The sequence below is a fragment of the Rhodovulum tesquicola genome (genome assembly GCF_024128855.1).
GTDB lineage: Bacteria > Pseudomonadota > Alphaproteobacteria > Rhodobacterales > Rhodobacteraceae > Rhodovulum > Rhodovulum tesquicola.
Window position 1 is genome coordinate 13,102 of sequence record NZ_JAMYDV010000027.1, and the last position, 18,913, is coordinate 32,014.

Consider the following 18,913-nt stretch of genomic DNA (forward strand, 5'->3'; position numbering starts at 1 on the left):
TTGCCCGCGGAGGACTTTCGATGAAACGGCTTCTTTCAACCACCGCGCTTGCGCTGGCGCTTGGCTTGCCTTCTGCGATTCTGGCCCAGAGCACGCCCGCTCCCGAGCGCGCGACGCAGAGCCAGAGCGCCAGCATGGCGGGGTTTCTGAGCCAGCGGGACCAATCCGACCTCTTCGCATCCGAACTGATGGGCCATGATGTCCATGCGCGTCGGGTATCCGCAGACGCTTCGGCAGCAAGAACCGGGGCCATGGCTACGGTCAGCCGGGCCGATCTGGACGAAATGGACAACATCGGCCAGATCAACGAGATCGTGCTGTCGCATGACGGTCAGGTCCGCGCCATCGTGATCGGCGTCGGCGGCTTTCTTGGCATGGGCGAGCGCGATGTGGCGGTCACGATGGATCAGGTGACGTTCGCCTCCGATCCCGAAGATCGCGCGCAGATGCATGTCATCGTGAATGTCGCAGCGGAGATGCTCGAAGGCTCCCCTGCCTATGACCGTTCGTCGATGATAGACGGCGGGCCGATGGACCGGACCGGCGCGGCCACGACCAACCGCACGTCACTTGACCGGCCGGAGATGACCCGCGACGGGTACAATCTGGTCGATGCGACGCGCGTCACGACCGAAATGCTGGTCGGCGCGACGGTGTATGACCCGTCAGACACATCTGTGGGGACGGTCGAAAAGCTGGTCCTCGATGCTGACGGGGCGATCACGAACTTGATCATCGATTTCGGCGGTTTCCTGGGGATAGGCTCGCACCAGGTGTCGGTGCGCTTCGACGATCTGACGATCTTTTCGAACGACCGCGCCACCGACATGCGCATCTACGTGGATGCCACCAAGAAGCAGATCGAGGCCCTGCCGCAGTACCAGGCGATGAACTGAAGCACTCCTGCGGGGCCATGCGTGGCCTCGCAGCCTACCACGGCAACGGGAAAGGCCACGCACCCCGGGTGCGTGGCCTCCTCATTCTGGCCCAGATCTGGCGTCAACCGCCGTGATGCGGCATAGCCTTCAGCTTGTCCTTGGTGGTGTCCATGTGAACGCGCACATCGGACCCGCCGGTTGCCCGCAGCACCGTGAGGTCGCCGAAGGGGACCAGCACCGAATGCGCGCCGATGCCGAGGAAACCGCCGACATCGATCACGGCCGCGGTGATCCGGCCCTCCGATCCGATCTTGAGCGCGCTGACCGAGCCGATGGACTCGTCCTCGCGGCCATAGACCTTGGCGCCTTCCAGATCCGACGACTTCAGCTCGTGGACTGCCGCCTTGGCATACCCGTCGCGGGCAAAGGCGTGGGTGCCGCCGCCGGACGCGCCGGTGGGTGTGGTTGTGGTGGGTGTCATGATGTTCTCCCTGTTCCCGGAGGGGCCGGGAACTCTGAGCGCAGGGGCCCCCTGCAGGGTCGTGGATCGCCGCTCCGCTCGCGCCGCGAAGGTCTTGGCGCGGTGTCGATCAATGACGGGGTCAACGCAGCGCACCCCGGTATTCGGATCGTGCGGCGGGTCGTACATGGACAACGCCGCAGCGCAGGGGACGTTCCCTGGCGCGCGCGCCGTCAGCGAGGCCGGGCCAGAAAGAACCGCACCATTTCCGCCGACGCGTCGGGCCCGCGCGAATCGGTGAAGGAGCCGCCGGCCTTACCCCCCGACCAGGCGTGGCCTGCGCCCGCGACCTGCCAGAGTTCCACATCGACCGTTCCGTCGGGCAACGCATACTCGGTGCGCAGATAGCTCCGGCCTGCTGCCTCGGCGGGCGTCACCCGGGCCGGGGTCCGGGGTCCGACCGCGGCCAGCACGATCTGCGGCGCGTTGGAGGGGTGCACGGCACTGTCGGCATCGCCGTGAAAGACGATCCGGCGGGCGGGGGCACGGCTGCCCGCCGCCGCTGGTCTGCGTGCCCGCGCGGCCCCCGGTGTGCCGCCACTGCGCATGGCGGAGAGCGCCGACATGACATCGCTGGCAGCCCCGCGCGCAAGCCCCGAATGCACGCCCACGGCCGAGAAGACATCCGGATAGGTCTCGGCCACGATCACCGCCATCGCCCCGCCCGCGGACAGGCCGGCGACGAACACGGCCTGTCGGTCCAACCCGAACTCCCGCATCAGAGCGCGGGTCAGGCCGGCAAGGATCGCCGGCTCTCCCCTGCCGCGGGCCTGGTTGACGGGCACGAACCAGTTCCAGCAGGACGCACCGTTGTGGTCGCAGGTCTGCTCCGGCCAGGCGACCGCCAGACCGTGCTTCTGGGCCAGCGCGTTCATGTCGGTGCCGGTCGCAAAGTCGGCGGAAGTCTGTGAACAGCCGTGCAGCATCAGAATCAGGCCCGTCGGCCCCTGCGATTGCCCGGCCGGCAGGAAGAGCTTGAAGTCGCGGGTCCCGGCGCGACCGCGATAGGTACGGTCCAGATACTGTGCGCCCCGGGGTATAGGCGGCGGGCGCGAAGGCGTGGGGACACGATCGAGCAGCAGGCGGGCGGGCAGCGATGACCGCGCCGCGCGCAGCTGCTTCACCACGGCGCTCAGACGCCGGTCCACCTTCGCGCCAGCCCGGGATGCCGCTTTGCGCCGTGCCTTTGCAGGCGGCTTGCGGTGCTTTATCGCGACGGTCGGCTTGCCCGGCGTCATGGCCTGCAGGGTCGACAGTGTCTCAAGCGTGGTCTTGATCATTGCGGCACCTACAGCCCGCTGCATTGCCCTTGCGGAGGACCGCGGCTTGCCCGCGCGGGCAAGCCGCATCGCCCGGCGCATCGTGCGCGGGATGGTGAATTTCATCCGAGGTCCCTCGAGGCTGGGCGCACCTGTTGTGGCGCCGTCCCGGCATCATGCCCGGCATCGCCCGCCTTGACGCTAACATGCGGTGTTGCCTCCGCCGCGCGGCAGTGACTTCGTCCGAAGTCAGGGGCAGCGCGGATGCACTCTCGCCGTGGCCCCGACACTTCTCCGCCTCGCCCTGGCCTAGACGCCCGGCAGTCCGGCTGCCAGCGCCAGCCGGACGAGGTCCGGCAGCGAGGTGGCTCCGGTCTTGCGCATCACCGCCGCCCGGTGGTTCTCGACCGTGCGCTGGTTGATGCCGAGGTCGGCGGCGATGATCTTGTTCGGCGCGCCCTCCAGCACCCTGGCCAGAACCTCGCGTTCGCGCGGCGTGAGATCGGCGAAGGATTTCAGCGCGATGCGCCGGGCACCGTGACGGGCGCGATCGTCGATCGCCTGGTCGAGGGCCTGCCCGATGCTGGCCAGGAGATCCGCCGCGCTGGCCGGTTTCTCGATCAGATCCGCGGCGCCCGCCTTCATCGCGCTCACGGCCATGGCCGTGTCGCCACTTCCCGTCAGCATCACCGCAGGCAGGGACGAGCGCTCCGCCCGCAAGGCCTCCAGCAGCGCCACACCGCCCATGCCGGGCAACCGGTCGTCGATGACCAGACAGGCCCTGGCGCCCGGACGGGGAGCGGCCAGAAATGCCTCGGCCGACGGGTAGGTGACCACATTCGATCCCTCGGCCTCGAACAGGCGACGGGTGGCCTCGCGCACCATGGGGTCGTCGTCCACGATGTGCACTGTCGCCTGGTCGGCCGCAGAGCCGGCGAGGTGTTGCGCCCGGGCTGCCCCGGCGCCCTGCAGCAGGGCGGCGATCCGGTCCAGCAGCACGTCGGGCAGGACGGGCTTGGCGATCTGCACGAAGGGAGTTCCCGCGATCTCGCGCATCGTCGCGGCCGTGATGTCGCCGGTCAGGATGATGGTCGGGATGCCATGGCCCAGAACCCGAGGCAGATCCTGCGCCAGCGACAGCCCCGACGCACCGCCATGCAGGTCGAAATCCGTCAGCAGCAGGTCGGGCGGCGCCGCGGCCCGGGTGGCCCAGGCCAGGGCATCCGGCGCGTTGGCCATGGCGACGACGCTGTGTCCCTCGGCCGTGAGCGCACGGGCAAGCAACTGACGGAGTTCGTCCTCGTCCTCGACCAGCAGGATCGTGCCGGTCTGTCGGCCACCCTCGACCGGCGCTGTGTCCGCCAGCGCTGCAGGCTCGGCTGCGGCCAGCGGAAGCGTGACCATGAAGGTCGATCCCTTGCCCTGGACCGACCGGACATCCACCGGATGAGCCAGCAGGTCCGCCAGCCGCTGGACGATCGACAGCCCCAGCCCGAGGCCCTGCGCGGCCAGGAACGCAGGCTGCTCGCCCCGATGATAGGCGTCGAAGATCGCCTTGCGCTCGGACGCGGCCACACCGATGCCGCTGTCGCAGACCTGAATCGTCAGACGGTCGCCGCGGATGCGGCATCCCATCACGATGCCGCCCCTCGGCGTGTATTTCACCGCATTCGACAAGAGGTTGCGTAGCATCTGCTCAAGAAGCTGCGGATCGGTCCGCACCCAGGCCTTGCTCGGCACCACCCGCAGCTTCAGCCCCTTCATCTCGCACAGCGGCGCGAACTCGTCGGCAAGACGCGCCATGAGCGGGGCAACCGCGATGGCCCGCACCTGCGGCCGCACGATGCCGGCCTCGATGCGGTTCACGTCGAGCAGCGCGTCAAGCATTTCGGTCATCGTCTTCAGCGTGCGGTCCAGCAGCGCCGCCAGCCGCAGCGCCTCGGCTCCCTTGCGGCCGCGCGTCATCAGCTCGTGCAGCAGAGCCAACGACTGCAACGGCTGGCGCAGGTCGTGGCTGGCGGCGGCGAGGAACCGCGACTTCGCAAGCGTCGCGCGGTCGGCCTCCCGCCGGGCGGCGACGAGTTCCTCATGCGTGCACTTGTTCTCGGTGATGTCGACGAAGGTGATCACCACGCCTTCGACCCGCCCGCCATCGGCGCGATAGGGCTGGACCCGGCGCAGATACCAGATGCCCCCGGCGCCGGCGATCTCGCGTTCGATCGGGCTTGCCGTCGCCAGGACCGCGGCCGCGTCGGCGGCAAGATTGGTGTCGCTCGACAGGGCCGCCAGATCGGACAGCGGCCGGCCGATGTCGGTCGGTATGACATTGAAAACCGCGCGGGCGGTTGGCGTGAAGAACCGGATGTTCAGGGCGCGGTCAAGGAAGATCGTCGCCACATCGGTGCTGTAGAGCACGTTCTGCAGGTCGTTCGCGGTGGTGCGGTGGCGTTCAACGGTCTCCTGCAACTGGGCGTTCAGCGCGGTCAGCTCCTCGTTGAGCGCCTGCAACTCCTCCTTCGAGGCGAGCAGCTCCTCGTTGGTCGACTGGAACTCCTCGTTGACCGACAGCGCCTCGGCGGTGTCGGCGGCGTGGCCCTCGACCTCCTGTTCCAGTTCGCGCAGGGCGTCGCTGAGATCGTTGCGGGTCGCCTCCAGATCGGCTTCGAGTTCGACGATGCGCGATGCGGCATTCGCCGCCCCGGGCGCATCGGCCAGCGACCCGGTCGCCGCGGGCGGGTCCTCGAGGAAGCAGGCGAGCAGCAGGTCTTCCTTGCCGGCCTGGACGGCGCGCAGCTCGATATTGAACCGGCCCTCGCGCGTCGAGCGTCCGCCGGGAACGACGACGACCGGATTCGCGGCGTCGCAGGACGCCGCCGCCGTGCGGAACCGTGCGTGCAGCGTCCGGGGCAGCATACCCAGAAAGCCCGGATCGGGGTGGCCCTGCGTGACGCTGAGATAGCGTTCGGTCGGGCCCAGCAGAAAGAGACAGTCGAACCGGCGGTTCATCAGCACGGCCGCGGGCGCGTAATTCTCCAGAACGACCCGCCGGCACAGCTCCGCGAGGGAGGTCCTGCGACTTGGCTTCGGGTAGGCCTCGACGGGCCTCGCGGTCCGCGCGCCGGCTGCGACATGCAGATCGCCCGGCCGACCGGGGCCGACGCAGCGCCAGAGCCGGGCGTCCTTGTGGGCGACCTCGAAGCTGCCATCTTCCGGCCCGGGCGTTTCGGCAGCCCCCAGCAGCAAAAGGCCGCTCGGACGCAACGAGAATGCGCATAGCCCGATCACCCGCCGCTGCGCCTCCGGCTCCAGATAGATCAGCACGTTGCGGCACGACAGCAGGTCGATGCGCGAGAACGGCGGGTCGGACAGCAGGTCCGCCACGGTGAAGACGATCACGTCACGCAGTTCCGGCCGGACCCGCCAGCCGCCCGCCTCGGCCTCGAAGAACCGTGCAAGCCGCGCGGGCGATACCACGCCTGCGATGTCGGCGGGATAGAACCCCTCGCGGGCGGTGGCCACCGCGTCGGCGTCGATGTCCGAGGCGAAGACCTGAAGGCCGACCTTCGAGCCTGCCGCTTCCAGCGCCTCGATGCAGAGCATGGCCAGGCTGTAGGCCTCCTCGCCGGTGCTGCATCCGGCCACCCAGACTCGCAGCGGCCGGTCGGCGGGCTGGGATGCGATCAGTTCGGGCAGGGCTGTCGCGCCGAGGTGCTCGAACACGCCCGGATCGCGGAAGAAGCTCGTGACATGGATCAGCAGATCGGCCGTCAGCCGCGCAAGCTCGGTGCTGTCGGCGCGCAGCATCGTCAGATACCGCTCCGTCTCGTACGGCCCACAGCCAGCCATCGCCATGCGACGGGCGATGCGGCGCTTGATCGTTCCAGTCTTGTACAGCGTCACATCCTGAGGGGCCGTTTCCGCGACGAGCGAGATGATGGCATCGAAGTCCCGCTTCGCCCCCGGCCCCGCAGCGCCGGGCGTCACGGCTGTCCGACCCGCGCCGGCCTTCGCGACTCCTGATGGGTTCGCCACAGCCCCGGCGGCCAGCTGACCCAGCACCGCCGGCATGTCCGCGATGCCCAGGACGTGATCCACGAGACCGGTGGCAATGGCGCTGTCCGGCATGCCGGAATACCCGGCCTCCTTCGGGTCCTGCGCAAGGATCAGCCCGCCTGCGTCATGGATGGCGCGCAGCCCGCCGCTGCCGTCCGTGCCGGTCCCCGAAAGCACGATGCAGGCCAGCGGCGATGACGCCTGCCGTGCCAGAGACTGCAACAGCACGTCGAAGGGCAGGCGCACCGCCTTGCCGCGCTCGGGGGCAGGGGTGTGGAGAACGCCGTTCTCGACGGTCAGAAAGACGCCCGGCGGGATGACATACAGATGGGCAGGCCGCAGCGTCATGCCCTCGGCGGCCAGAACCACCGACAAGGCGGTGTCCCGTGCCAGAAGGTCGACCATCATGCTGTCATGCGACGGGTCGAGGTGCAGGACCAGCACGAAGGCCGCCTGCATGTCGCCTGGCATCGCCTTCAACAGCGCCCGGCATGCCTCGAGCCCGCCTGCGGATGCGCCGATGGCAACGATGGGGAGCGCAGGACCGGGCGTTCGAGCGCGCTCATTCGACATCCTGTCTTCCCGCCAGAGGGGGCACCGCGCCCGGCACGCAAAACCGTCACATGCGCAGGCTATTTCGTCGTCGCGCTGCCGTCATGCATGACAACGGTATCATACCTTTCGGCCGTGCAGAAGCCGGGCTTTTCGGGATCGCCGTGATCGCCCGACGGTCCTGCGGCGCGCAGTTTTCCGACCGGGCTCACTGGTGCACCCGGCGCTCTACGCTTTGTCTAAGTAGATTCCGGGGCTGTCGGCGCGACCGACCGATGGCTAGCTTCAACCCACGGCATGTAGCCGCATTAACCAGTGTGAAGTTGACCGGACAGCCGGGTTGCGTTCATGGCGAACGTTTCAAAAGCCCCCAAAGTCGGCTCGCGTTGCTTCGCCGGCAACGAGTCCGGCTGTCCGGCCATTGCGAAGGAATTCTCGAGGACGGCACGGAACGTGCCCAGCGCGGTGCGTTGAGCGTTCCCGGAAGCCCGTTCTCCATCGCTCGTCCACCGCTGAAAAGGAATGAGAAGCTGGACCATGGCCAAGCTCATCCCGGCTCCCGGAACGATCGGAGCCTTCATCAGGGCGCCCGGCGTCTCCTCGCCGACCCCGCCATCGCCCTGGAGACAGAAACGTCGGCTCCCGTGCCAGCGGTGACGCAGATCAAATGCGGCAAGGCGAGCGTGCGGACCCACGCCATGCACGGCCCAGACCTCCGGCGAGGCCGACAGCTCCGACCGGAGCCGCAGCACTGCGAGCCGCCTTCATCTCATCCGGACGCAAGCTCGCTCCCCCATCGGACGGGCACGGCCCCGCGGGAGGCCGGCAACTCCCGTCATCGGAAAGGTGACACGAAGACCATGATTGACGTCCATCCGTTTCATTTCCTCCTGCCGCCGCAGGCCGCGGTCCTGTTTCGCTTCGCCCTCAGGCTTGCCGCCGACGAGACTCGGGCCGAGGACCTGGTTCAGGAGACCTTCCTCAAGGCCTGGGCGAATCGCGACAGTTTCACGCCCGGCACCGAACTGAGGGGGTGGCTGTTCACCATCCTTCGCAACACGTTCTATTCCAGCCTCCGCAAGCACATACGCGAGGTGGAGGACGTGGACGGCAGACTTGCGGCGCTGCTCTTCGAGGAAGCGGCGCAGGAGCATTCCGTCGACCTGAACAAGCTGATTTCGGCCATGGCAAGGCTCCCCGAAATCCACCGTCGGCCGGTCGTCCTCATGGGGGCATACGGATTTTCGCAGCAGGAAGCGGCCGATGCCTGCAACTGCGCCGTCGGCACGATCAAGAGCCGCGTCAGTCGCGGACGGTCCGAACTCGGCCGTGCATTCGGTCGCGACCCGGTGGAGCCCCACGGAACGATCACGCACCCGGGGCCGTTGGCAGACCGGCATGTCGGGGCTTGCATGAGCGAAACGCCCTGAAACCCCGCAACGACAGGAGCCGGACATGGAACGAGCGGACACCGAGAAGGACACCCTGATCATGGATCGTTCGATGCTCCTGCGGAGGGCAAGGGCTCCGCGGCTGCGGGCACGCTCCCTGGCCGAGTTGCGAGACCTGTCCGCGGCGCTCTCCGATGCCTGTGCGGCGTCCAAGGCGGACGCCCTGCGGAACATACGCGCCCGTTGGGCCGATGCTCCGGAAGAGGCCGACGAAAGCACATGCGGCTTCGCAGATCTCTTTGCCGCGCTTCGCCGCGTGCGAGCCGAACTCCAGCGTCGTCAGGACGAGAGGGCGGCCGCTGCGCAACGGACCCTGGCCCTGGATCGCTAGCGGCTGTCCGGTCGGGGCTGCTCTCGTCCCGGGACGTTCCGGAGGTCGACGATCTTCGCCCACTTGGCGCCCCGTCCTTCCGGCCGCGTTCGGTTGCCAGTTGCCGCGCCCTACCCCGTCACGACCCCATCGCCCACCACGACCTGTCGCCGGCAGAGGCTTGCGATCTTCTCGTCGTGGGTGGAGATCAGGAAGGTCGTGCCTTCGTCGCGGTTGATCTCGGAGATCAGCGCCATGACCTGCATGGCGGCGGCGCGGTCGAGGTTGCCGGTCGGCTCGTCCGCCAGCACCAGTTCCGGCCGGTTCATCAGCGCGCGGGCCACTGCCACGCGCTGCTTCTGACCGCCCGACAGGTTTGCCGTGGGGAAATCGATCCGTTCGGCCAACCCCATCCGTGCCAGCAACTCGCGCCCGCGGGTCCGGGCGGCAGCCGTCTCGCGGCCCTCTCGCACGGCGGTGGGGAAGGCCACGTTCTCAAGCGCGGTGAAGTCGGGCAGCAGGTTGTGGAACTGGAACACGAAGCCGATGTGCAGGTTGCGAAACAGCGTCAGCGCCCTGTCGTCGGCTGCGACCAGATCCGTCCCGAGCATCGAGTGGCTGCCCGCGGTGGGTTTCATCAGCGTTCCGAGGATGGTCAGCAGCGTGCTCTTGCCCGACCCTGACGGGCCCAGCAGCGCCGTGAGTTCTCCCCCCTGCAGCGTCAGGGACAGCCCGCGCAGGACCCGCGTCGCCGCCTCGCCCGACCCGAAGGTCTTGACCAGCCCTTCGACCTCGACCAGCGCGCTCACTGGCTGATCGCCGTGACCGGATCGACCCGCGCCGCCGCACGTGCCGGCAGGATCGAGGCAAGGATCGCGCCCAGCACCGTCAGCGTGATCGCCAGCCCGTAGGACCCCTGGGTGATGTCCATCGGCAGGGTGCCGGGCCGGAACGCCTCGCGCGAGGGGAAGGGCAGAAGCGCCAGATAGCCCAGCCCTGCGCCCATCAGCCCGCCCAGGAGCCCGATCAGCGCGCCCTGGGTGACGAAGACGACGACGACGAACCCCCGCCCCGCGCCCATGGCCCGCATGATGCCGATCTCCGGCCGGCGGCGATAGGTCGAGAGCAGAAGCGCCGAGGCAACCCCGATCACGATGGTGATCAGGGCAAAGGACTTCAAGAAGTAGCCTGTCTGCGCCTGCGCATTCAGCGCTTCCTTCAACTGTTCGGCGCCGTCGGTCCAGGGAACGGCATCGAGTCCCGTCAGGCCCCGGATCCGCAGCGCGGTCGCGTCGGCGGCGTTGAGGTCGGCCAGCTTGATCTCGATCCGGGTGACGCCCTGCGGCATCGCGAAGAGCGTGCGGGCGGTGGGCAGGCTGACGAAGACGCTGCTGCTATCGATCATGCCATTGCCGGTCTGGAAGATTCCGCTCAGCGTCAGCATGGTTGACACTCCGCCGGACGATTGCAGCCGCAGCGTCTGGCCAAGCCCGAGCGACAGATCGTCTGCCAGCCTCTGCCCCAGGACGACAAGCCCCGATCCGAGCCGTGCCGCCCCTTCGACCATATAGCCGTCGAGGTTCAGGATCGCGGATTCGCGCCCCGGTTCCAGCCCCGTTACGCTGACCTGTGCCACCTGCGCGCCGCGCGTCAGGAACCCCGCGCCCGTGATCTGCGGCGAGACGGCGACCACACCGCGGACGGCCTCGATCAGCGGGATCCAGGTCGCTGCCTCGGCCAGCGTTGCGGTCCGCATGCGGCCCTTTTCGGTGACGGCAAGGACATGGCCTTCGGGCGAGATCAGGATGGCGGGCTCTGCATCCTCGGCCTTGATCGTGACATGGCTGATGTCGCCCACGGTCCGTGACAGGATGAAGTCGGCCAGCCCCCCGATCAGCGCCGACATAAAGACGAAGATGAAGACGCCGACCGCAACGCCGAGCACCAGAAGTGCGGTCTGGGCCTTGCTGGCGGTCAGGTACCGGATGGCGATCTTCAGCGCATAGAGCATCAGCGGCGCTCCACCCGCACGGCCTGCCCGTCGACGATGCCCGCGGCATCGACTATCACGACATCGCCCGGCGCAAGTCCGGCGGTCACGATCAGGCGCGCGGCGGGCCAGTCGATCACCGCCACAGGGCGACGGTGTGCGATGCCGTCGACGACGACCAGCACCGCCGTGCCGTCATCCCCTGTGCGGATTGCCGTGCGCGGCACCGTGACGGCCGCATCCTGACGCTCGACGATGATGTTGGCAGTGACGGTCAGTCCGACCGGCGCGGTCACGGGGTCGTCGAAGGCAAGCTTCACGGCGAGCCCTCCCGTCGCGGGATCCACCCGTTGCGACACGAAGGCGACTCGACCTCCCCGGCCGGTCGTATCGCCCAACAGTTGCAGCAACGCCTGCTGGCCTGCGCGGATCTGCATGGCATGGGCTTCGTCCACGTCCGTCTCGACGACCAGCTGGCTCAGATCGGCGATGGTGAGCAGCACCGTCGAGGGGTCGACGTTCTGTCCGGGTTCCACATTCAGCTCCAGCACCGTTCCCGTGATCGGCGCGCTGATGGTGTAGTCCGCAAGATGGATCTGCGCCTGTTCGACCAGAGTGGTCATCCGGGTCACATCCTGTGTCGCCGCCTGCAGCGAGCGCTCGGCATCCTCCAGTACCGATCGGGCGACATTGGCGCCCAGTGCCTGTGTTCGGGCATAGGTTGCGGCCGCCTGCTCCCGCGCCACCCGCGCGGCATCCAGCCCCGCCACGGCCTGCCGCACCATGGCCTGTTGCGTCGACGAGTCGAGCCTTGCCAGCTCGGTGCCCGACTGCACGGCATCCCCCTCATCGACCAGCACCTCGGCCAGTTGGCCGCTGACGAGCGCGCGAACGTCCACCGAATGCAGTGCGGCGACCCGTCCGTTGACGGCGAGGACCCGTGTGACAGGGGCAAGAGCCGCTGTCTCGACCGCGACCGGGAAAGGCGCAGGGTCCCAGGGCCGCAACCACAGGCCCAACCCGATCGCCAGCGCCAGCGCTATCCCTCCCGACCACCAGAACGCGAGGCGTCTGCGTCTCGCGGGGGTATGCGACGCGGTGGCGGGCCCCTCCAGCATTGCCGAAGCTCGGGCCTCCGCTGCCCCATGTGGCGACGGCGTCGCATGGGCTGCTGCGATGGGGTCCGGTTCAAGTGTCCACATGGTGCAATCCTGAGGCGGGCCCGCAGGTGACCCTGACGCTTCTGTCAAGCATCACGCCACGCAGGGTTATTCGCCCGGCAGGACGGCAGCGTTGATGTGGATCAGTTTTGCAATTGCCTTCACGTGCTCCATCCCGTCCGACAGGAAGCCGCCGGTGCCGCAGGTGGGATCGTAGAGGGTCCGGATCAGGGTAAGCGAGGGTTTCCGCGCGGGGGTGATGTCTACGAGTGCGACGAGGTCGTGTCGGCGGACCTGTCCGCGCATGCCCGCATCATGGCCCTCGCCCGCATCGAAGCGGCACTGTCGCTGGTCCGGGACGGCGCGGTCTATCCGCGGCTCTGCGCACCTTTCTGCAGAAGCTGCCGGTCGCGCGATGTCATCCGGGTCGATAGCGGATGAGCTGGAGCTGACTGAACTGATGCGGTGGATGCCCCCACCCAGCGGCATCTCGTATGCCATGATGGTTCCGCAGGAACCGAACGGAGGGCACATCGATGACGACGACGATCAGCATGCTGGCGATCGACCTGGCGAAGGGCAGCTTCCAAGTTTGCGCAATCGGACCGGATTGGGCGGTTCTATACAACCGCGTGCTATCCCGGGCCCGTCTGATGACACTATTGGCAGAACAGTCGGCCTGCGTGGTTGCGATGGAGGCCTGCGCCACGTCGCATCATTGGGGCCGCGTGGCGCAGTCCCACGGCCACGAGGTGCGCCTGGTGTCGGCAGCGTATGTGAAGCCTTTCGTCAAACGGCAGAAGAACGACAAGGCTGATGCCGAAGCCATCGCGGAGGCGGCCTCGCGCCCGACCATGCGGTTCGTGGCCGTGAAAGGTGCCGAGACCCAAGGCCGGGCGGTGGCGTTCCGGACGCATCAGTGCCTGGTGCGGCAGCGCACACAGCTCATCAACGCGCTGCGGGGGCATCTGGCCGAGTTCGGCCTGAGTGCGGTTCACGTGAACCGCGTCTTGCGGCAGCTTCGCGAAGCTGGGCTGGTGACCTTCCGGGACGGCCGTGTGACGTTTCACGACCATGGCGGGCTGGTGAAACTTGCAGAGTTCGATCCGGCCTATCTGGATCAGACCGGACCGCTGCTGACATGAGAGGGCCGCCCTCCGTCGATCGGCAGGCGGCCCGGGCGGTCGGATCAGACGGCGGAGGACACGCGAGCGCGTGGGTCGCCGCGTCGAGTTCCCTGTTGGTCTCGGCGTCGTTCTTCGCCATGTCTGCCTTCTCGGCGGCCTGGTAATGCTTCAGGGCCGCATCCTTCTTCGGGCCGGCGGGCGCCTTGTCCCAGGCGGCCTTGACGGATTTCATCTTGTCGGCCGTGTTGGTCTGTTCGGGAGTCATGGGGTGTGTCCTTTCGTGGACGTTCCGAGAATAAGAAGCGTGCCGACATGCCGACCTTTTGGGGATCGGCGCGCCCACACGCTTCTCGGGTACTCGGAAAACTGCCCCGCCAAATATTCGGCAGGCATGTTCCGTCTAGCCGATGACAACGTGCTGCCGCACTGACGCAGGTTAGTCCCGACGCGCGCAGCGGATCGATCTCGCAGACGACAGGACAGCAGGGGCCGGCGTCGGTCGGGCCTAGCCCGTGCGCACGCGGTCGAGAGCCGCCCCCCGGGGACCGAGGGCGGATCGGCAAGACCCCCTCTGGCGGCGGACCAGCCGATACGCGGATCCAACCAGGCCCCCGGCTACCAGGAGGTGGGCGCCCGCAACGCTGATCCAGGTAAGTGCATCGCCTGCCGACTGTGAGAAGATTGGAAATCGGGGTCGCTTGCCGCGCGATGACCGGCGCGTGTCGTCCCGTTTCGGCATTGGCGCCTCCGGCAGGCGCAGGCATCAAGGAAAAAGATCATGACACAGACAAACATCATCGGGCTCGTCGTGCTCGCAGTCGGCACAATTCTGCTGTTCTTCGCCTGGAGGGCATCGAATACGCCGGTCGAACAGGTATCGGAGGCGCTGACCGGCCGCTTCACCGGCAATACGATGTGGTATCTGATCGGTGGGGTGATCGGTGTCGTGGCGGGCGGCGCACTGCTTGTCCGCGGCTTTGCCCGCGTCTGAATCGTTCGGCGGTGACGATCCCGGAAGGGGGCGTCGCCGCAGATGTCTCTCCGGGCCACCACCGGCCCGACAACCTCAACTTTCCAGGAACCGATCCAATGAACCTCGTAAATCTCGTTGTCACTCTTGTCGTCGTCGGCGTCGGGCTTTGGGCGATCAACACCTATCTCCCGATGGATCGCAAGATAAAGCAGATCCTCAACGTGGTGGTCGTGATCCTCGTCGTCCTCTGGCTGCTGCGCGGCTTCGGCCTTCTGGGAGACATCGGCACGATCAGCGTCGGTGGCTGAGACGACCACGCTGGCCAAGTCGACTTTGGCCCTTTCGGGTCCGGTGACACTGGCCACCCTCGGCGCGGTTCGTGCGCGGCTTGACAAGGCCGCAGCCGACGCTGCGGTGGATGTCTCTGCGGTCACGCGGCTGGATACGGCGGGGGCGTGGCTGCTGAGCGCGACCGGTCGGCGCGTCGAGGGCGGCGACGAAGCCCAGCGCCTGCTGATCCGGACGGTGGGGGACGCCATGCCGTCGGCTGTCAAGGTCGAGCCGCGCGGCCTGGGGCAGCGTGCAGGCGATGTGCTGGCGGGTGTCGGCATGGCCGTGGGCGGATTTCTGGCCGCAACGGCGCAGAGCCTCGGGTTTCTGGGCGTCGTCATGGCCCGGCTGGCCGCCACGCTGGCCCGTCCCCGGCGCCTTCGGCTGACCGCCCTCGTGCACCACATGCAGGATGTCGGGCTGAACGCCGTACCGATCGTGGCGCTGATGGGCTTTCTCATCGGTGTCGTGCTGGCGTTTCAGGGTGCTGCGCAGCTGCGCCAGTTCGGGGCCGAGGTCTTCGTGGTCGACCTGATCGCGGTCTCGATCCTGCGCGAACTGGGCATTCTGCTGACAGCGATCATCGTCGCGGGGCGCTCGGCCTCTGCCTTCACCGCGGCCATCGGCTCGATGAAGATGCGCGAGGAGATCGACGCGATGCGCGTGCTCGGGCTGGACCCAATCGAATTGCTGGTGCTGCCGCGCCTTCTGGCGCTGGTGATCATGCTGCCGATCCTGGGGATGGTCGCCAACCTGTCCGGACTGTTCGGCGGCGGGCTGATGGCCTGGATCGAGCTTGGCATCTCGCCCAGCCAGTTCCGCACGCAATTGCTGGCGGATGTCGACGCGGCCCAGGCGCTGGTCGGCCTGTCCAAGGCGCCGGTCTTCGCGGCGATCATCGCGCTGGTGGGCTGTCAGCAGGGGTTGCTGGTCGAGGGCGATGCGGAATCCCTGGGCATGCGGACCTCGCGCGCGGTGGTGATCGCGATCTTTCTGGTGATCGTGGTGGACGCGCTTTTCTCGGTGTTCTTTGCGGTCTGGGGGGTGTGATGCAGGCCGAGACCGTCATCGAGGTCAGGGGCCTGACCAACCGCTTCGGCGCGAACGTGGTCCACGAGGACCTGTCGCTCGACGTGATGCGGGGCGAGGTGCTCGGGGTCGTCGGCGCCTCGGGCAGCGGGAAATCGGTGCTTCTGCGCAGCATCGTGGGGCTGATGACCCCGAGCGCGGGGCAGATCACCATGCTGGGCACGGATGTGCTGGGCGCCAGCGCGGCCGACCGGGCGGCAGCGAGCGTGCGCACCGGCGTGATGTTCCAGGACGGCGCGCTGTTCTCGGCGCTGACCGTGCGCGAGAACGTCGCGGCGCCGATGCGCGAACGGCTGGGGGTCGACGCGAAAACCCGGGCTTCGCTGGCCGATCTGCGCATTTCCATGGTCGGCCTGCCGCCCGAGGCGGGCGATCTGTTTCCCGCCGCGCTGTCCGGGGGCATGCGCAAGCGCGCGGGGCTGGCGCGCGCCCTGTCGCTCGACCCCGAGATCCTGTTTCTGGATGAACCCACGGCCGGCCTCGACCCGATCAGCGCCTCGGCCTTCGACACGCTGTTGAATTCGCTGCGCAAGGCCCTCGGATTGACGGTGTTTCTGGTGACCCATGACCTCGACACGTTGCAGGCCACCTGCGACCGGGTCGCCGTGCTGGCCCGGCGCCGGGTGCTGGTGACGGGGACCATGGCCCAGATGCGGGCCGTCGATGACCCATGGGTGCAGTCCTATTTCAACGGCCCGCGCGCCCACGTGGCCCTGGACGTGGCGGGCGGCTGATGGAAACCCGCGCGCGCTTCGTGCTGATGGGGCTGGTCACGATCCTTGGCCTTCTCGCCGGACTGGGATTTGTCCTGTGGCTTGCCAAGGTCCAGATCGACCGGACCTACGCGCAATACGACATCCGCTTCGGCACGGTCGCAGGTCTGAGCCAGACCGGCGCCGTCCGCTATAATGGCGTGGATGTCGGCAAGGTCGTGAGCATCGCGCTGGACCGGGATGATCCCTCGCTGGTGCGCGTGCGCATCGAGGTCTTCGCCAGCACCCCCATCCGCGCCGACACCGTCGCGACGCTTGCCTCGCAGGGCGTGACGGGCGTCGCCTTCATCGCGCTCGAAGGGGGCAGCGCCGACGCCGAGCCCCTGAAGCGGGTGCCTCCGGCGGACGTGCCGGTGATCCCGTCCGGAAGATCGGTGGTGCAGGATCTGATGATCACCGGGCCCGACCTGCTGGCGGAGGCGACCGCCCTCATCGCCGAGGTCCGGGGCTTTGCCACGCCGCAGAACCGCGAAGCCGTGGCGGGACTGCTCGCCAACCTGGCAGACGCCAGCGGGCGGATCGACGCGCTCGCCACGCGTGCCGAGGCGACGCTCTCGCGGGTCGACGCGGTCCTCGCTGCGGCAGAATCGGGGGTCACGGCCGCCGACGGCCTGCTTGCGCGCGACGTGCCGGCGCTTGTCGCCGATCTCCGCTCTGCCGTCGACAGCACGGCCGGGGCGATGGACGGGATCCGCGGACTGACCCGGGGCGATCTGCCGCGACTCTCGGCGCAGGTCGGCACGCTGATCCAGGATGCAAGCGGCGTGATCGCGCGGTTCGACGCGCTTGCCCGCCAGATCGGCAGCGATCCCGGCCGTTTTCTTCTGGGCAACGAGACCCCGGAATACAGGAGGTCCCGATGAGCCTTACGCGCCGCAGTCTTCTGTCGATGTCGGCAATGGCTGGTCTGTCCGGATGCGGCGCCCTGTCCGCGGTATCGCGGGCGAGCAAGCCGCTTGACACCTACACCCTCTCGCCGCTTGGCCCTGCGGCGGCGCCGCGCACAGGCGCGGGCCATCTGGTCGTCGAACTGCCGACATCCGGGGGCGAGTTGTCCACGGATCGTATCCTCATCAAGATTTCACCCCGACAGGCGGAATATCTGCCCGATGCCCGCTGGTCCGAACCGACCCCGGCCATGGTGCAGACCCTGCTGGTGAATTCGCTCCTGAACCGCGGCGGGCTCCGCCTCGTCACGCGGGTCGGGGCCGGGCTCATGCCCGACCACACCCTGATGACCGAGATCACGGCGTTTCAGGCCGAATTGATCGGCCCGGACCGGGCGCAGGTCCGAATCGCGCTTCAGTTGACCCTGATCCGCGAAGCCGACCGTTCGATCACCGGCACGCGGCGCTTCGGGGCAACCGTGGCGTCGGCGTCGGACGGCAGCGCAGCACTGATCGCCAGCCTCGACGCGGCCATGCAATCGGTGCTCGCCGAGGCCGTCGGCTGGGTGCAGGCAACGACCTGAGGCCGGCTCGCGCGGCCCGCACCGCAGGATCGCGCGCGCCCTTGAAGGGGCCGCACCCTGCAGGCGGCGCCGGCCCGACTAATGCGCCGGCGTCTGCTGGTGGGTCAGGCGCACCCAACTGGTGTCATCCCTCAGGTAGGTCGAGGTGCAGAGCGCCTCGCAGATCGGATCGCCGCTGCGTTCGGCGGACACGCGATAGGCGAGGACCGCGACATCGCCCGTGCCCGTGAGATAGCGCTCGCTCATCACGACCGAGCGCCACCTCTGCGCGACGTCCCGTTCGCGCCAGAGCGCATCGCCCTGAAGGATGCCGGCCGGATAGGGAAAGACGAAGACGGCCCCCTTGGCGCTCATCCGGCGCGCGCTGTCCACGCCGCCGGTCCAGAACCGTTCCTCCATGTCCCAGAGGGCCGCTTCGTCCTGAGCGGGCAGGGACCCCGGCTTTCGGGCCGATGGCAGGCGGCGCTCGGGGCGCGATGCGGATATCATTCGCCCATCCCCGACGACCCGCCGAACATCATCTGTGCCAGGACAAAGAGTGCCGCGAGGATCGCCCAGAATGCGCCCGAGGTGACCGGAACGCCGATTTTCGCCGCAGCACCCTTGCTGCCGGGACGGGCGGCGCCTTCGGGAAGCAGACGGGTCAGGTCCCGCCCCACCGGCCCGTGGTCCTGCCCGAGCGCGGGCACGTCGCGAACGCGCGCCAGCAACAGACCGAACCGTGTCGCCGCTCCCTCCCGGCCCAGCGCGGCAAGCTCTGCCGCCTCCGCCCACGGGTCGAGGTTCAGTCGCGCCAGCGCCGACAGGACGGTCACCGCGCTGCCGCGCCTGTCCTCGCCGACATAGGCGTAGAGAAAGCGCTCGAACTCGGGCGGGTTCGGGTTGAGGATATTTGTGCTGGCCATTGTGGTCCTGCTCCCTGATCGAGGCTGTGCCGCATCCTGCAGCACGACGGTCCGGGCATGACGCCAGGCGAC

At 68.2% G+C, this 18,913-nt stretch carries 20 protein-coding genes; 10 read left to right on the plus strand and 10 right to left on the minus strand.

Features of this window, described 5'->3' with window-relative positions:
• Positions 1-20 precede the first annotated feature (20 nt).
• Entirely contained in the window at positions 21-896 is an 876-nt protein-coding gene (locus NHN26_RS15630) for a PRC-barrel domain-containing protein (RefSeq protein WP_253090283.1), read from the plus strand.
• A gap of 103 nt (positions 897-999) precedes the next feature.
• Here NHN26_RS15630 and NHN26_RS15635 read toward each other — a convergent pair whose 3' ends face one another.
• The 4 genes from NHN26_RS15635 to NHN26_RS15650 all read right to left on the minus strand — a co-directional run bounded on the left by NHN26_RS15635 (position 1,000) and on the right by NHN26_RS15650 (position 8,014).
• Complete coding sequence (locus NHN26_RS15635; protein ID WP_165899294.1) at positions 1,000-1,359, minus strand: PRC-barrel domain-containing protein; 360 nt, start codon at positions 1,357-1,359, stop codon at positions 1,000-1,002.
• Between the two features lie 212 nt (positions 1,360-1,571).
• Positions 1,572-2,783, minus strand: coding sequence for an extracellular catalytic domain type 1 short-chain-length polyhydroxyalkanoate depolymerase (locus tag NHN26_RS15640; protein ID WP_253090284.1), 1,212 nt, complete (start codon positions 2,781-2,783; stop codon positions 1,572-1,574).
• Positions 2,784-2,966: 183 nt separating this feature from the next.
• A complete protein-coding gene (locus NHN26_RS15645; RefSeq protein ID WP_290442999.1) occupies positions 2,967-7,283 on the minus strand; it encodes a chemotaxis protein CheB in 4,317 nt (1,438 codons plus the stop codon).
• Between the two features lie 287 nt (positions 7,284-7,570).
• Positions 7,571-8,014 carry a hypothetical protein gene (locus tag NHN26_RS15650; RefSeq protein ID WP_253090286.1) on the minus strand — a complete coding sequence of 148 codons (444 nt, stop codon included), beginning with the start codon at positions 8,012-8,014 and terminating at the stop codon, positions 7,571-7,573.
• 108 nt (positions 8,015-8,122) lie between these two features.
• On the opposite strand from NHN26_RS15650, the gene NHN26_RS15655 reads away from it, so the two are divergent.
• Together NHN26_RS15655 and NHN26_RS15660 are read left to right on the plus strand one after the other, a co-directional pair.
• Positions 8,123-8,692 carry a sigma-70 family RNA polymerase sigma factor gene (locus NHN26_RS15655; RefSeq protein WP_253090287.1) on the plus strand — a complete coding sequence of 190 codons (570 nt, stop codon included), beginning with the start codon at positions 8,123-8,125 and terminating at the stop codon, positions 8,690-8,692.
• Between the two features lie 25 nt (positions 8,693-8,717).
• Complete coding sequence (locus NHN26_RS15660) at positions 8,718-9,044, plus strand: hypothetical protein (RefSeq protein WP_132696566.1); 327 nt, start codon at positions 8,718-8,720, stop codon at positions 9,042-9,044.
• A 110-nt stretch (positions 9,045-9,154) separates the two neighbouring features.
• On the opposite strand, the gene NHN26_RS15665 is transcribed toward NHN26_RS15660, so the two are convergent.
• From NHN26_RS15665 to NHN26_RS15680, 4 genes are all read right to left on the minus strand, one after another.
• Entirely contained in the window at positions 9,155-9,832 is a 678-nt protein-coding gene (locus NHN26_RS15665) for an ATP-binding cassette domain-containing protein (protein WP_253090288.1), read from the minus strand.
• A complete protein-coding gene (locus tag NHN26_RS15670) occupies positions 9,829-11,034 on the minus strand; it encodes an ABC transporter permease (RefSeq protein WP_253090289.1) in 1,206 nt (401 codons plus the stop codon). Before NHN26_RS15670 ends, NHN26_RS15665 begins: the two co-directional genes overlap by 4 nt.
• Positions 11,034-12,131: an efflux RND transporter periplasmic adaptor subunit gene (locus NHN26_RS15675; protein ID WP_165899295.1), complete on the minus strand. Its 1,098-nt coding sequence runs from the start codon at positions 12,129-12,131 to the stop codon at positions 11,034-11,036. The genes NHN26_RS15670 and NHN26_RS15675 overlap by 1 nt, the downstream gene beginning before the upstream one ends.
• A gap of 150 nt (positions 12,132-12,281) precedes the next feature.
• Positions 12,282-12,674, minus strand: a complete 393-nt coding sequence (locus NHN26_RS15680) for a DNA methyltransferase family protein (protein ID WP_253090290.1) — start codon at positions 12,672-12,674, stop codon at positions 12,282-12,284.
• Between the two features lie 35 nt (positions 12,675-12,709).
• On the opposite strand from NHN26_RS15680, the gene NHN26_RS15685 reads away from it, so the two are divergent.
• The 7 genes from NHN26_RS15685 (at position 12,710) to NHN26_RS15715 (ending at position 17,936) form a co-directional block, all read left to right on the plus strand.
• On the plus strand, positions 12,710-13,318 hold the full coding sequence (locus tag NHN26_RS15685; protein WP_165899296.1) for an IS110 family RNA-guided transposase: 609 nt from the start codon (positions 12,710-12,712) through the stop codon (positions 13,316-13,318).
• 760 nt (positions 13,319-14,078) lie between these two features.
• Positions 14,079-14,291, plus strand: a complete 213-nt coding sequence (locus tag NHN26_RS15690; RefSeq protein ID WP_253090291.1) for a DUF3185 family protein — start codon at positions 14,079-14,081, stop codon at positions 14,289-14,291.
• Between the two features lie 11 nt (positions 14,292-14,302).
• Positions 14,303-14,581, plus strand: coding sequence for a Thivi_2564 family membrane protein (locus NHN26_RS15695; protein ID WP_253090292.1), 279 nt, complete (start codon positions 14,303-14,305; stop codon positions 14,579-14,581).
• Complete coding sequence (locus tag NHN26_RS15700) at positions 14,574-15,653, plus strand: MlaE family ABC transporter permease (RefSeq protein ID WP_435594214.1); 1,080 nt, start codon at positions 14,574-14,576, stop codon at positions 15,651-15,653. Before NHN26_RS15695 ends, NHN26_RS15700 begins: the two co-directional genes overlap by 8 nt.
• Entirely contained in the window at positions 15,653-16,426 is a 774-nt protein-coding gene (locus tag NHN26_RS15705) for an ABC transporter ATP-binding protein (RefSeq protein WP_253090293.1), read from the plus strand. The genes NHN26_RS15700 and NHN26_RS15705 overlap by 1 nt, the downstream gene beginning before the upstream one ends.
• Positions 16,426-17,328 (plus strand): MlaD family protein, encoded by a 903-nt coding sequence (locus NHN26_RS15710; protein WP_253090294.1) that lies wholly within the window; start codon positions 16,426-16,428, stop codon positions 17,326-17,328. Before NHN26_RS15705 ends, NHN26_RS15710 begins: the two co-directional genes overlap by 1 nt.
• Positions 17,325-17,936 carry an ABC-type transport auxiliary lipoprotein family protein gene (locus tag NHN26_RS15715; RefSeq protein ID WP_253090295.1) on the plus strand — a complete coding sequence of 204 codons (612 nt, stop codon included), beginning with the start codon at positions 17,325-17,327 and terminating at the stop codon, positions 17,934-17,936. Before NHN26_RS15710 ends, NHN26_RS15715 begins: the two co-directional genes overlap by 4 nt.
• A gap of 78 nt (positions 17,937-18,014) precedes the next feature.
• Here NHN26_RS15715 and NHN26_RS15720 read toward each other — a convergent pair whose 3' ends face one another.
• Both NHN26_RS15720 and NHN26_RS15725 read right to left on the minus strand, forming a co-directional pair.
• A complete protein-coding gene (locus NHN26_RS15720; RefSeq protein WP_253090296.1) occupies positions 18,015-18,425 on the minus strand; it encodes a hypothetical protein in 411 nt (136 codons plus the stop codon).
• Positions 18,422-18,841, minus strand: coding sequence for a hypothetical protein (locus tag NHN26_RS15725; RefSeq protein WP_253090297.1), 420 nt, complete (start codon positions 18,839-18,841; stop codon positions 18,422-18,424). The genes NHN26_RS15720 and NHN26_RS15725 overlap by 4 nt, the downstream gene beginning before the upstream one ends.
• Positions 18,842-18,913 lie beyond the last annotated feature (72 nt).

Coding starts and splice junctions, on each gene's coding strand:
- NHN26_RS15675 (WP_165899295.1), bottom strand. CDS start 12,131: ATGCTGGAGGGGCCCGCCACCGCGTCGCATACCCCCGCGAGACGCAGA.
- NHN26_RS15725 (WP_253090297.1), bottom strand. CDS start 18,841: ATGGCCAGCACAAATATCCTCAACCCGAACCCGCCCGAGTTCGAGCGC.
- NHN26_RS15640 (WP_253090284.1), bottom strand. CDS start 2,783: ATGAAATTCACCATCCCGCGCACGATGCGCCGGGCGATGCGGCTTGCC.
- NHN26_RS15720 (WP_253090296.1), bottom strand. CDS start 18,425: ATGATATCCGCATCGCGCCCCGAGCGCCGCCTGCCATCGGCCCGAAAG.
- NHN26_RS15680 (WP_253090290.1), bottom strand. CDS start 12,674: ATGGCATACGAGATGCCGCTGGGTGGGGGCATCCACCGCATCAGTTCA.
- NHN26_RS15685 (WP_165899296.1), top strand. CDS start 12,710: ATGACGACGACGATCAGCATGCTGGCGATCGACCTGGCGAAGGGCAGC.
- NHN26_RS15655 (WP_253090287.1), top strand. CDS start 8,123: ATGATTGACGTCCATCCGTTTCATTTCCTCCTGCCGCCGCAGGCCGCG.
- NHN26_RS15705 (WP_253090293.1), top strand. CDS start 15,653: ATGCAGGCCGAGACCGTCATCGAGGTCAGGGGCCTGACCAACCGCTTC.
- NHN26_RS15710 (WP_253090294.1), top strand. CDS start 16,426: ATGGAAACCCGCGCGCGCTTCGTGCTGATGGGGCTGGTCACGATCCTT.
- NHN26_RS15715 (WP_253090295.1), top strand. CDS start 17,325: ATGAGCCTTACGCGCCGCAGTCTTCTGTCGATGTCGGCAATGGCTGGT.
- NHN26_RS15635 (WP_165899294.1), bottom strand. CDS start 1,359: ATGACACCCACCACAACCACACCCACCGGCGCGTCCGGCGGCGGCACC.
- NHN26_RS15660 (WP_132696566.1), top strand. CDS start 8,718: ATGGAACGAGCGGACACCGAGAAGGACACCCTGATCATGGATCGTTCG.
- NHN26_RS15690 (WP_253090291.1), top strand. CDS start 14,079: ATGACACAGACAAACATCATCGGGCTCGTCGTGCTCGCAGTCGGCACA.
- NHN26_RS15645 (WP_290442999.1), bottom strand. CDS start 7,283: ATGTCGAATGAGCGCGCTCGAACGCCCGGTCCTGCGCTCCCCATCGTT.
- NHN26_RS15670 (WP_253090289.1), bottom strand. CDS start 11,034: ATGCTCTATGCGCTGAAGATCGCCATCCGGTACCTGACCGCCAGCAAG.
- NHN26_RS15630 (WP_253090283.1), top strand. CDS start 21: ATGAAACGGCTTCTTTCAACCACCGCGCTTGCGCTGGCGCTTGGCTTG.